Consider the following 12,370-nt stretch of genomic DNA (forward strand, 5'->3'; position numbering starts at 1 on the left):
TCAGAACTCCAGTTTTATGTTGAAGCCGATGCTCCGTACGGTCGGCATGCCGTAGACGTCGATCCCCTGGTTGTCGTTGCCCGTCGAAAGGACGAGGTCGGGATCGAACGGCGCGGCGTTGTAGATAAAGAAAAGGTTGCGCGCCACCAGCGACACGGTCATGCCGCTGAATACCCGTGTGCGGCGCATCAGGCGCTGCGGCAACGCGTAGGACACCGCCAGTTCGCGGAGCCGGATATTCGTCGCATCGTACATGTAATACTCGGTCACGCCTGCGCGGCCGCCGACCAGTTTGTAAAAACCCTTCACGTCGTCGATCCGCTGCCCTTCGAGCATCACGCAGCCCCGGTCGCGGGCATCGGCCGTCGCGGCCGACACCCCGTAGGAATCCATGTCGGCCATCGTCTGTGACAAGAGCCGTCCGCCATAGCGGCAGTCCAGCAGCACGGACAGCGACATCCCCTTATAAGAGAACGTGTTGCCCCAGGAGAGCGAGAACACGGGATTGGCATTGCCGACCTTCACCGTATTGCCGTCGCCCACGGTGCGGGGCAACCCTGCGGAATCGCCTTCGGCCTCGTAGACGATCCTCCCCATTGCGTCGCGCTCGAACGCCCGCCCGTAAATATCGCCGATCGAACCGCCCTCGATGAGTTTCATGGCATAGGACGATGAAAAACTCGACGGGCCGTAGACATATTCGCGCAGCTCGTCGTGGAGTTTTATCACGCGGTTCCTGTTATGTGCGAAATTCACCGTCGACTGCCAGGTCAGCGCACCGCCGTAGACCGGGTAGGCACTCAGCGACACTTCGACCCCCTGGTTCTCGATATTGCCCGCATTCTCGTAACGGTAGGCGTACGCCTCGCCCGAAAGGGCCGGAAGTTTGAAGAACTGATTGTGCGTATTGGTCTTGTAGTAGGTCAGGTTGATGCCCAGCCTGTCGTCGAGGAACCGCCATTCGAGCCCCGCCTCGAGGGCGTTGGTCATCTCCGGTTTGAGGTCGGTGCCGGGGGCGGCGTCGGCGGCATTGATGCCCCCGCCGGCCGTAACGTGCGATTTGGGGTTGGTGATGAACATGGGGATGTCGTTCCCCACGCGGCTCCATGTCAGGCGAACCTTGGCGAACGAGATCCACTGGGGCAGTTCGAACATCTTGTCGATCACCCACGATGCGCCTGCCGAATAATAGAAGAACCCGCTGCCTTCGTGGGAGGTGTAGGCGAGCGTCGATGCCCAGTCGTTGCGTCCCGTGACTTCGAAATTGAGGCTTCCGGCATACTTGAACGACGCCGTGGCGAAAAGCGACTGCGTCTGGCGCCGCGCATCGATCTGTTCGTCGACATAGGCCGAACCGTTCATGACGATATTGGCGACGTTGAACACATTGGGGAAATAGAGCGACGCCGTCTTGGAATCGATGCGCAGCGAATTGACCGTCCGGTCGTTCAGCCCCGCACCTGCGGTCGCGCTGAACTCCCAGTCCGGGGAGAGGCGTTTGTCGAACATCGCCAGCACTTCGCCGTTGAACAGGGTTTCCGAGTAGCTGCTCTCGATATAGCGTCCGTTGGCACCGGCCAGCGCAGGCGCCGTCGAAGCATAGAATTTCTGCCGCACCTTGTCATTCACATAGTCCACATTGCCGCGCGCCTTGAGCCGCAGCCAGCCGTTCACCTTCCAGTCGGCCGTAAACGAGGCCATGACCCGGTTGCGCAGGCTCCTGCTGCGGATGCGGTTGACAACCCAGTAGGGGTTCTGCTCGAAATCGTCGCTCGGGGCGATCCAATCCTGGACATTGAGTTTGCGGCCGGCGTCATAGACCTCGAAATGCTCCCGGTAAGGCGTGATATCCACCCCGCGGGGGAAGCGGTAAAGCCCGACCAGCGGGTTCATATAGAAACCGCCCGGCACGGGTTTGTCCTCGACCACCTGGCGCATGAAGCTGATATTCCCGTCGAGCTTGAGCCGTTGCCGGAAAAGCCCGGTCGTGGTGCGCAGGTTGAAGTTATGGCGCATCAGGCGGTTCGAACCCGTGATTCCCCGCTCGGCCGTATTGGCATAGGAAAAATAGTTCTGCACCTGTTCCGACCCGGAGGAAACCGAGACCGCATTCATCGCCGTGATCCCCGTCCGGAAAAAGTCGCCCGCATTGTCGTAGGTCTTCATCCGCGCACGGGCGCCCCAGCTTTCCACCCCGCCGCTCACCCCGTAGCGGTTCTGGAACGCAGGCAGGCTGAAGGGGGACTGGAGCGTAAGGTTCGAAGTGAACGTCACGGGTTGCTGTTTGCGGGCATTGCCCTTTTTGGTCGTAATGAGGATCACGCCGTTGGCGGCCTGACTGCCGTACAAGGCGGCGGCCGGGGCACCCTTGAGGATCGAGACGCTCTCGATATCCTCGGCATTGAGATTCGAGATGCCGTCGCCGCCGTCGCGGTTCCCGGCATCGGCCACACCGCCTATGGCCGAGTAGGCCTGCTCGGGGGTCGAATTGAGAATGGGCATACCGTCGACCACATAGAGCGGCTGGTTGTCGCTGGCGACCGACCGCACGCCGCGGATGCTTACCTTGGCCGAAGCGCCCGCACCCGACGAGTTCTTGTTCACCTGCACGCCGGCCGACTTGCCCGAAAGCGACAGGATCAAGTTGGGATCCTTCACCGCCGTGAGCTGCGACCCCCTGATCTTATCGGCCGAATAGGTCAGGTCGGCATAGTTGCGTTCGAGCCCCAGCGCCGTCACGATCACCTCGGCGATCGCCTTCACATCCTCCTGCAACACGATTTCGAATTCGGTACGGGTTCCCGTCCCGATACTCTGGTCGATATACCCCAGACACGAGACATCGAGCACGGCACCGGGCAGGACGGCGATCGAGAATTCGCCTTCGGAAAGGGTCGCGACCCCGTTCGAGGTACCCCGTTCGACAATGGTAGCCCCGGCGACGGGATCGCCCGATTCATCGGCGACACGGCCGTTGACAACCACCTTCCGGGGCGGGGACTGGGCATGCGCCGCCATGTCCGGCAACAGGCACAGGCAGGCAAGCAGGGCCGCCATGCACTTCCATCCCCTGTGCAGCGGCCACAATTTTCTCAGACAATACGTAAAAGGCATCACTATTATGGAACAATTAAGTACAAAATTATAAAAATTGGCATATAAATCGTATAATAAATGGAAATTTTAGCAACTATTCCGACTATCCGGCATTCAAAACAGCCCGGAATCCCCCTTTGCACGACAAAATGCAGCGGGGCATTTCCAGGATGCCCTCCGGGTGCCGGCGAAGATTTCGGGGATTATGGTAACCCAAACCGTAATCCGTATAACCGCAATTCCGCAGGAAACGGTATCTTTGCACCGTACAACCAGTGGGAAACGATATGTCCAGCACGAAAATAAGACGCACAATGGGAATCCTGACAGGAATAATACTCGCCGCCGCGATCGCCGGCCTGATAATCCTCAACCTCCCGGCCTTCGGACGCCTGCCGCGGGGCAGCCGGCTCGAACGCATCCTGCAATCGCCGAACTACCGCGACGGGCAGTTCCGCAACCTGGAAGCAAGCCCGATGATGACGGGCGACAAAAGCCGCCTGAGCGGCATCCTCGAATTCCTGTTCCGAAAAAAGGAGGGGCTGCGCCCCGACGCGGCCGTCCCGGCCCTCAAGACCGACCTGCGCGCACTGGATCGGGACAGCAACCTGCTGGTGTGGTTCGGGCACTCCTCCTACCTGCTCCAAGCCGAAGGGCGGCGTGTGCTCGTCGACCCCGTATTCCGGGCCGCCGCACCGTTCTCCTTCCTCAACAGGCCTTTCAAGGGCACCGACATCTACCGTCCCGGCGACATGCCCGACGTGGATTTGCTCGTCATCACGCATGACCACTGGGATCACCTCGACTACCGTACGGTCACCGAACTCAAATCCCGGATCGGGAAGGTCGTCTGCCCGCTCGGCGTCGGGGAGCATTTCGAATACTGGGGTTTCGAGCCGGAGAAAATCATCGAACTCGACTGGCACGAAACGGCTGCGCTCGGCGACGGGTTCGCGGTGCACTGCCTGCCGTCGCGGCACTTTTCGGGACGCGGACTCAATCCCAACCGGACGTTGTGGGCCTCGTTCCTGCTGGAAACCCCGGCACGGCAGGTCTACATGGGCGGAGACGGCGGTTACGGCAAGCATTTCGCGCAGATCGGCCGGCAGTTCCCCGGCATTGACCTGGCGATCCTCGAAAACGGACAGTACAACGAAGCATGGAAATACATCCACACGATGCCCGACCAACTTTCCCTGGCGGCCAAAGAACTGGGTGCCAAGCAGATCATGACCGTCCACCACTCCAAGTTCGCCCTCGCCAGACACCGTTGGGACGAACCCCTGGCGACCGAAGCGGCACTGGCCGCAGACACCGCACTGCATGTACTGCGCCCCGAGATCGGCGAAGTAGTCCCGTTGCGGAATGCACCCGCAGCCGTCCCCGTACCCTGAGCCCGGCAACCGGAGCCCGGCATTCCGGCCGGCACCGGGCATCTACACCCGGGGCGCGGGGCAGGGCATCCAGCCCAGCCCCGCAGACAGGTGCCCGCCTGCCGCGAAAGGGATGTACGGCGTACACCCCAGCCCAACCGTCCGCCAATCGAACCGTCGGGAACTCTGGTATGTAAATTGCTGTCAGGGAGGGAAAATCCGTATGCTATGGAAAATTTCTCAACCCTGATCGAAAATTCGAAACGCGCCGTGCGCTATTGGTGGCTGCTGCTTATCATCGGCATCGCCCTGTTCGTAGTCGGCATCCTCGTATTCGTCTACCCCACACAAAGTTACCTGGGCATGTCGCTCCTGTTCGGGTGGCTGATGCTGATTTCGGGCATCCTCGAAGTCGTACTCTCATCGGTCAACAAACATTTCATCACCGGACGCGGCTGGATGCTGGCGGGCGGCATCATCGAGATCGTGCTGGGCATCATCCTGATCTTCAACGTCGCGCTTTCGGCCGCTACGCTCCCGATATTCCTCGGGTTCTGGCTCATGTTGCGTGCGTTCGGTGCCATCGGGCTCGGCAGCGACATGGGCGCCATGCAGATCGCCGGGTCGGGCTGGACTATTTTCAGCGGCATCCTGCTGCTGCTCTGTTCGCTCTGGATCCTTTTCCAGCCGCTCGTATTCGGCACCACGGCCGTCATCGTATGGGTCGGCATTTCGCTGCTCTTTGCCGGGGTCGCCGCCTGCTCGCTCTCGCTCCAGCTCCACCGGGCGCACCGCTGCCTCGGCGACCGCTAAAGCGGCCACGACATATCACCCAAAAGCCCCTGCCGCGGCAGGGGCTTTTCCGTACCCGGCCCTGCAAAATCCTGAAACACCAAAGGGAACAGGGCAGCCGATCGCCGCCCGAAAACACCCCTCCCCGACCGCCCCGATAAACAAAGGGGAGTTTCTTCGACCAGAGATAGATCGCAAAAAACTTTCTTTTTACAATCTTTTTTTATTCTTATTTTATTATTTTTGCATCTAACAGCAAAAAACCAACCCAAAAAGAAATCCATGAAAACATCAATCCCCCGGACATTGCTTACGGCAATTCCCGCACTGGCCGCAGCCGGATGTACGGAAAATCCGGCTCCGCGTCCCAACGTGATCTTCATCCTGATGGACGACGCAGGCTACGGCGACTTCGGTTGCTACGGGCAGCAAAAGATCGAGACTCCCAACATCGACGCGTTGAGCGAATGCGGCGTCCGCTTCACGGACATGTACTCTGCGGCACCGCTCTCTTCGCCGGCACGCTGCGGCCTGCTGACGGGGCGGCACGCCGGCCATGCGCAGATCCGCGCCAACGACGAGATGGAATGGCGGGGCGACGTCTGGAACCACGAGGCGATGCTGCGCGATTCGACGCTCGAAGGACAGGCCCCGCTCGAAGCCGGCACTCCGACGCTCGGCTCGGTCATGCAGCAGGCCGGATACGCCACGGCCATGATCGGCAAATGGGGCGTCGGAGGCCCCGCGACGGAGGGGACGCCCAATAAAATGGGCTTCGGCACCTATTACGGCTGCATTTGCCAGCGGCAAGCGCACACCTACTACCCGCCCTTCCTGTGGCAGAACGACCGGCGCGTCTACCTCGACAACGAACTGCTGCCGCCGGGAACGCCGCTCGACGCAGGGGCCGACCCCTACGACCCGCGCAGCTACGACAAATACACGCAGCGCACATACAGCCCCGATGCCATGTACGACCAGGTGCTCGGGTTCGTGAATGCCAACAAGGAGCGGCCGTTCTTCCTGATGTGGACGACGCCGATCCCCCACAGCCCGATGCAGGCGCCCGATGCCGACGTACAATACTACGTGCGTAAATTCGGCGACGAACAGCCCATCGAGGGCAAGGGCTATTTCCCCTCGCGGTGGCCGCGGGCGACCTATGCAGCGATGATCACCTACTTCGACCGCCAGATAGGCGGGCTGGTCGCCGAACTCAAACGGCTCGGCATTTGGGAAAATACGGTAATCGTCATTACGAGCGACAACGGCCCGGCGTCGAACTCCTGCTCGTCGAGCGAGTGGTTCGACAGCGCCCACCCGTTTCGCAGCGGCAAGGGCTGGGGCAAGTCGTCGTTGCGCGAGGGCGGCATCCGGATGCCCTTCATCGTGGCGTGGGGCGGCAAACTCCGCCCGCAGGTAAGCGACCATATCGGCTATTTCCCCGATGTAATGCCGACTCTCTGCGAATTGGCCGGCGTCGAGCCCCCCGCGACCGACGGCATTTCGTTCCTGCCGACCCTCGAAGGGCGCAGGCAACCGCAGCACGAATATCTCTATTGGGAGTTCCCCGGCAGCAAAGGCTGGGTAGCCGTCCGCTGGGGCGAATGGAAAGGTTTACTGCGCCGTGTGAAGGAAGGCAACGACCGCTTTGAATTATTCAACCTGAGAGACGACCCGCGCGAAGAGCACGATCTTGCCGCACAGCATCCCGAGATTATCGACCGGATGTGGCAGTTCGTTTCGGCCTCGCATACCGAACCCGCCAATCCGAAATTCAGGATGGAGATCGGCCGCAAATAAGAGCGGTATAGAAGCTCCGGGAACACGGGCAGAGCCACGTGAAAAAGCACCGTCGAGGTGCTTTTTTCATCCGTAGCGGACACGAACCATCGCCCGGACGGAACCGCCATGCCCGCCACCCGTGATCCGCAGGCTTCCAAGGCAGGAAGACACCGTCTACCGGCCGCTGCCCGGGCAGGGTGAAACCCGCATTACGAGTAGCGGGCGTTTGTAACCTCCTCCGCAGCCGTAGCGTGCGCGAGGTATTCCTGCAGGATCAGCGCATGGTTTCCGGCCGCACTCTTCGAAGCATACAACAGCGTAACCGTACCCTTACCGGCGATCCGGCGGACGAAGTCGCGCACGGCCGGCGAGGAGCGCAGTTCCGCGGTATACCTGCGGCGGAATTCCTCCCACCGCTCCCCGGGGGCGGCATGGAACCATGTACGCAGCCCGGGGGTCGGAGCGATCTCCTTCGCCCACAGGTCATAGCGGAGCGCCTCCTTGCGGATGCCCCGGGGCCACAACTTATCGACCAGCACCCGGTAGCCGTCCTCCGGGGCCTCGGGTTCGTAAACCCGCTTGATACGTATCCGTGTCATAACGATCGGTTTTTATCAGGATGCAGCAAAAAATATTCCGGGATCGGTGAGGGGAGGGCAAAATGAAGGGCGCCTCCCGGCGCCCTTCCCCATCAAAAATTAACCCTTAAAAATTATCTCCATTTCGGAAAACCTCCGAGAGGTAGTGGTGTAAAAAGCAAAGATCTGCGTCACCCTGGACAACCTCCCGCATCATAAGATCTTCGTCTTCAGAGATGCCTTCGTCTGAAACCTCGTTTTTGTCAATATCCTCCATAGGCATCTATTTATTAATTTTGCTTTGTACTAACTAAACGCCGGCCCCATGGAAATATTGTGCGGAGGTCAGCACAAAACCATATTTTTTTCTTTGATCATCCGTCGCAGGTTGATAAGCGCATAGCGCATACGCCCCAGCGCGGTATTTATACTCACGTCGGTTTGTTCCGCGATATCCTTGAAACTCAGACCGGCAAAGTACCGCATCATCACCACCTCGCGCTGTTCCGAAGGCAGCAGTTCGACCAGAGCGCGCACATCGCGCTCGATCTGCTCGCTGACCATCGCGTCCTCCACGTTCCGTTCGGCGAAACGCAGCGACCCCAGCACGTCATAACCCGCCTCGGCTTCGGTGACGGTCTTGTTCTGCCGCTGGGCGCGGAAGTGGTCGATCACCTGGTTATGCGCAATACGGAGTATCCACGAGAGGAATTTCCCGTTGTCCGTATAACGGCCGTCGTCGATAACCCGCACGGCTTTGATGAATGTTTCCTGAAAGATGTCCTCGGCAACGTCACGGTCTTTGACCATCATATTGATGTAGTCCCGCACACGGCGGCTGTGGCGCTCGATGAGCTTGGATATGGCACTCTGGTCACCTGAAAGGTAGTGATTAAGCAATACCTGGTCACTTAATGCTTGTACGTTCATACTCTTTTCTCCTAATTACAGTTATAAAGAGTAGAATTTTTCCCGATAGGCTATCCTTTTAATGTTGTATGTGTCGTCAGTTTCGTTTGTTCGGGCTTTTGAAACGATGGTTTCCGGAGCCTTCACGATGGCAAGATAAGTACTTTTTTCCGAAAAACCAAATTTCTTTCTACTCCGCCGGGGAAATCCCGGCTGTTTTTCCGGTTGCTGAACATGCAAATTCCGTGCCGGAATCGGCCGCCGGCGCATCCCGTTCGTTATCAGCGGCAAAAGCGGAATGACAAGGAAAACCCGCAGGCAGGAGAGGTGTTTTTCCGGTGCCGTCAGGGGCAGGAAGGCGGATCGACGCCCGGGATTTCGGCCCCGGAGGGACATTTAGCGGGTTCCACATGGATCGAGATGATCGTCCCCTCGCCGAAACGCGCCCGCAGGCGGCGTTCGATATCGACCGTCAGTTCGTGCGAACGGGCGACACTCATCGCCCCGTCCACACGGACATGCACTTCGACGGCAATCGCGGCTCCGATGCGGCGCGTTCGCAGGTTGTGCGGCTCCCCGACCCGGGGATCGGCCGTGACGATCCCCAGTATCTCCCGCTCCGTCTCGTCGGGCAACGAACGCTCGAGCAGTTCCCCGAGCCCCGTGCGGATCAGGTCGAAAGCAATCTTGAAAATAAAGACCGCCACGACCAATGCTGCGATGGGATCGGCGATGCGCCACCGCTGCCCGAGGAAATAGGCACATCCGATGCCCGCCAGCGTCCCCAGCGACGAAAGGGCGTCGCTGCGGTGATGCCAGGCATTGGCGACCATGCTCGGGCTTTCGACCCGGCGCCCTTCGCGCACCGTATATCGGTATAATATCTCTTTGACGACGATCGACACAGCCGCGGCGGCCAGAGCCACGGCGCCCGGACGGGGCAACTCCCCGCCATCGACGACGATGCGGATGGCCCGGATGCTGCTGAGCAGGATACCGGCGCCCACGGCCGCCAGCGCCAGGCTGATGATGATCGTGGCCAGCGTCTCGTATTTCCCGTGCCCGTAGTCGTGCCCGTCGTCCCTGGGTTTGGCGGAGACCTTTGCGAAGGCGATCACCACTATGTCGGTAAGCATGTCGGAACAGGAGTGCACCGCGTCGGCGACCATCGCCCCGCTTCGGCCCGCAATGCCCGCCGCGAACTTCATCGCCGTAAGGACGAGGTTGACCACGAATCCGACGAAGGTCACGCGGTAAATCACGCGCTTGCGTGCTTCGGCTTCACAGGACATGGCACTATTCGAAATTTGCAGGATAAGACGACAACTGGTATGCCAGTGCCTTCGCCATCCGGTAATGCCCCTCGGCATTGGGATGGAGACGGTCGCTCTGCGCGTCATGGAAATAGCGGGTATGGGAATCCGCATTGGGATAAAGCCCGCAGATGCTGTTCAGGTCGATGACGGGGACGGCCCAGACGTTCGCAGCTTCCTTGACCGCATCCACATAGGCATCCGCATAGAGGCCGAGGCTGTTGGGATAGGATTCGTCGGGCTGGATGTTGTTGTCCCCGAAACGGGCGTATCCCCGGTGGATCGGGGTCAGCAGGATCACCTGCTTGTCCGGGAAATTCGCCTTCAGGTAGGACATCGCGATATTGATACGGCCGCGGAAAGTATCCCCGTCCATCGACAACGTCCTCCTCGTCCGGATCTCCGACCGGGAGCCGGACACCTCGACAGGCACCTCACCGGTCGTATACCACTCCCCCAGAGGCGTCCCGGAATTGTAATCGTTCGTCCCGGCAAAGATCAGGATCGCATCGATATCGCCGCCGCGCTCGGCCCTGAGTCTTTCGCACTGCCCCGGCACGTCCCGCCACTGCTGGCCGTTGATCCCGTAAACGAACGGCACGAGGCCGAGCATCTCCTGCAAATACTGCCAATAGTTCTTCGTCGTGCCGACATGCGCCTTGTCGGTGATCGAATCGCCCATGAAAGCGACTTTCCGTCCCTTCCACTGGGTACCCGCAACCGGCAGCAAATGATCCCCGTCCCCGGCATAGGCCGGGCATACGGCGGCACAGACGCCCAGCAGCCACACCGCGCACAAACATACAGAATATCGCATACGTCCAATCATTTATAGTATTACCCGGGGCACGCCCCACAAAATAACGGAAGCCCGCCCGCTTCGGGGAAAGGCACAAAAAAAGGCGAACGGACTGCCTCGGCACCCATTCGCCCGTTACCGGCGGAGACGCCCGTCCGAATCCGGCCCTAATAACTGCGGGCGAAGAGCACCCGGCGGTGCGACGGCTTGCCCGAGAAGATACATTTACCCTCCTCATCGGGCGCATCGAACGGGATGCAACGGATCGTAGCCTTCGTGGCATCCTTGATCGCCACCTCGGTTTCGACCGTCCCGTCCCAATGCGCAAGCACGAAACCGCCTTTTTTGTCGAGCACCTCCTTGAACTCCTCCCACGTGTCGACCCTGGTAATCATCGACTCGCGGTAAGCCAGCGCCTTGCTGAAAATATTTTGCTGGATTTCGGCCATCAGTCCTTCGATGCGCTCCACGAGCCCCTCCTGCGGGACGGTCTCCTTCTCGAGCGTGTCCCGGCGCACCAATTCGATCGTACCGTTCTCCATATCGCGCGGCCCCATCGCCAGACGCACGGGGACGCCCTTCAGTTCGTACTCCGCGAACTTGAAACCCGAGCGCACGTTGTCACGGTCATCGACCTTCACGCTGATACCCCTGGCCTTGAGTTGCTCCGCAATGGCCCCGAAGCGCGTACGGATTTCGGCCAGCTGGTCTTCGCCCTTGTAAATGGGCACCATCACCACCTGGATCGGCGCCAGCTTCGGCGGCAGCACCAGACCGTTGTTGTCCGAATGGGCCATGATGAGCGCCCCCATCAGCCGGGTCGAAACGCCCCACGAGGTGGCCCAAACATATTCGAGCTTGCCCTCCTTGTTGACATACTGCACGTCGAACGCCTTGGCGAAATTCTGCCCCAGGAAATGCGACGTACCGCTCTGCAACGCCTTGCCGTCCTGCATCAGCGCCTCGATGGTCAGCGTATCCTCGGCACCCGCGAAACGCTCGTTGGGCGACTTGTGGCCGACGATGACGGGAACCGACATCCACTCTTCGGCGAATTTCTGATATACGTGGATCATCTTTTCGGCCTCCTCGACGGCCTCCTCGCGCGTGGCATGCGCCGTATGGCCCTCCTGCCACAGGAACTCGGCGGTACGCAGGAACAGGCGCGTACGCATCTCCCAGCGCACGACGTTCGCCCACTGGTTGCAGAGGATCGGCAGGTCGCGGTACGACTGGATCCAGTTTTTATAGGTGTTCCAGATGATGGTCTCCGACGTGGGACGCACGATCAGCTCCTCTTCGAGCTTGGCATCGGGGTCTACCACGACGCCTTTGCCTTCGGGATCGTTCTTCAGGCGGTAGTGCGTCACCACGGCGCACTCCTTGGCAAAGCCCTCGACATGGTGCGCCTCCTTCGAGAAGAAGGACTTGGGGATGAACAGCGGGAAATAGGCGTTCTGATGCCCCGTATCCTTGAACATCTTGTCCAGCGCGTCGTGCATCTTCTCCCAAATGGCATAGCCGTAGGGTTTGATGACCATACATCCGCGTACGGCCGAGTTTTCGGCCAGCCCGGCCTTCACGACCAGGTCGTTGTACCATTGCGAGTAGTTCTCGTCCGACTTCGTGAGGTCTTTGAGTTCCTTTGCCATATATCTTTGTTTTTTATTTTGTATCAGCCTGCAAATATAATAAAAAAATAAAGGTTCGTCCGTGTGACGAACC

10 protein-coding genes are annotated in these 12,370 nt (G+C 59.8%); 3 read left to right on the forward strand and 7 right to left on the reverse strand.

The genetic code is table 11. The features are described from left to right. Entirely contained in the window at positions 1 to 3,057 is a 3,057-nt protein-coding gene (locus NQ559_RS04825; RefSeq protein ID WP_018696389.1) for a SusC/RagA family TonB-linked outer membrane protein, read from the reverse strand. 326 nt (positions 3,058 to 3,383) lie between these two features. Between NQ559_RS04825 and NQ559_RS04830 the strand changes: the two genes are divergently transcribed. From NQ559_RS04830 to NQ559_RS04840, 3 genes are all read left to right on the forward strand, one after another. Further along, positions 3,384 to 4,490, forward strand: coding sequence for an MBL fold metallo-hydrolase (locus NQ559_RS04830; protein ID WP_026318469.1), 1,107 nt, complete (start codon positions 3,384 to 3,386; stop codon positions 4,488 to 4,490). A gap of 207 nt (positions 4,491 to 4,697) precedes the next feature. Next, positions 4,698 to 5,282, forward strand: coding sequence for an HdeD family acid-resistance protein (locus tag NQ559_RS04835; protein ID WP_018696391.1), 585 nt, complete (start codon positions 4,698 to 4,700; stop codon positions 5,280 to 5,282). Between the two features lie 261 nt (positions 5,283 to 5,543). Beyond that, positions 5,544 to 7,064: an arylsulfatase gene (locus tag NQ559_RS04840; protein ID WP_026318470.1), complete on the forward strand. Its 1,521-nt coding sequence runs from the start codon at positions 5,544 to 5,546 to the stop codon at positions 7,062 to 7,064. A 191-nt stretch (positions 7,065 to 7,255) separates the two neighbouring features. Here the strand turns inward: NQ559_RS04840 and NQ559_RS04845 are convergent, their stop codons facing one another. The 6 genes from NQ559_RS04845 to proS form a co-directional block, all read right to left on the reverse strand. Then, positions 7,256 to 7,645 (reverse strand): DUF488 domain-containing protein, encoded by a 390-nt coding sequence (locus tag NQ559_RS04845; RefSeq protein WP_018696393.1) that lies wholly within the window; start codon positions 7,643 to 7,645, stop codon positions 7,256 to 7,258. 106 nt (positions 7,646 to 7,751) lie between these two features. Beyond that, the gene (locus tag NQ559_RS04850) at positions 7,752 to 7,901 is read right to left on the reverse strand and encodes a hypothetical protein (protein WP_162852193.1); all 150 of its coding nucleotides are present in this window, start codon (positions 7,899 to 7,901) and stop codon (positions 7,752 to 7,754) included. A gap of 68 nt (positions 7,902 to 7,969) precedes the next feature. Beyond that, positions 7,970 to 8,554: an RNA polymerase sigma factor gene (locus NQ559_RS04855; RefSeq protein WP_026318471.1), complete on the reverse strand. Its 585-nt coding sequence runs from the start codon at positions 8,552 to 8,554 to the stop codon at positions 7,970 to 7,972. Between the two features lie 323 nt (positions 8,555 to 8,877). After that, entirely contained in the window at positions 8,878 to 9,825 is a 948-nt protein-coding gene (locus NQ559_RS04860; protein ID WP_018696396.1) for a cation diffusion facilitator family transporter, read from the reverse strand. A 4-nt stretch (positions 9,826 to 9,829) separates the two neighbouring features. Then, positions 9,830 to 10,663: an SGNH/GDSL hydrolase family protein gene (locus NQ559_RS04865; protein ID WP_033395256.1), complete on the reverse strand. Its 834-nt coding sequence runs from the start codon at positions 10,661 to 10,663 to the stop codon at positions 9,830 to 9,832. Between the two features lie 149 nt (positions 10,664 to 10,812). Then, a complete protein-coding gene (gene proS / locus NQ559_RS04870; RefSeq protein WP_018696398.1) occupies positions 10,813 to 12,297 on the reverse strand; it encodes a proline--tRNA ligase in 1,485 nt (494 codons plus the stop codon). Between the last annotated feature and the right edge of the window lie 73 nt (positions 12,298 to 12,370).

Source organism: Alistipes onderdonkii (assembly GCF_025145285.1).
Lineage (GTDB): Bacteria > Bacteroidota > Bacteroidia > Bacteroidales > Rikenellaceae > Alistipes > Alistipes onderdonkii.

Bases quoted from the DNA above. Each gene is read 5' to 3' on its own strand.
- NQ559_RS04825 (WP_018696389.1), bottom strand. From the start codon at position 3,057: ATGGCGGCCCTGCTTGCCTGCCTGTGCCTGTTGCCGGACATGGCGGCG.
- NQ559_RS04830 (WP_026318469.1), top strand. From the start codon at position 3,384: ATGTCCAGCACGAAAATAAGACGCACAATGGGAATCCTGACAGGAATA.
- NQ559_RS04835 (WP_018696391.1), top strand. From the start codon at position 4,698: ATGGAAAATTTCTCAACCCTGATCGAAAATTCGAAACGCGCCGTGCGC.
- NQ559_RS04840 (WP_026318470.1), top strand. From the start codon at position 5,544: ATGAAAACATCAATCCCCCGGACATTGCTTACGGCAATTCCCGCACTG.
- NQ559_RS04845 (WP_018696393.1), bottom strand. From the start codon at position 7,645: ATGACACGGATACGTATCAAGCGGGTTTACGAACCCGAGGCCCCGGAG.
- NQ559_RS04850 (WP_162852193.1), bottom strand. From the start codon at position 7,901: ATGGAGGATATTGACAAAAACGAGGTTTCAGACGAAGGCATCTCTGAA.
- NQ559_RS04855 (WP_026318471.1), bottom strand. From the start codon at position 8,554: ATGAACGTACAAGCATTAAGTGACCAGGTATTGCTTAATCACTACCTT.
- NQ559_RS04860 (WP_018696396.1), bottom strand. From the start codon at position 9,825: ATGTCCTGTGAAGCCGAAGCACGCAAGCGCGTGATTTACCGCGTGACC.
- NQ559_RS04865 (WP_033395256.1), bottom strand. From the start codon at position 10,663: ATGCGATATTCTGTATGTTTGTGCGCGGTGTGGCTGCTGGGCGTCTGT.
- proS (WP_018696398.1), bottom strand. From the start codon at position 12,297: ATGGCAAAGGAACTCAAAGACCTCACGAAGTCGGACGAGAACTACTCG.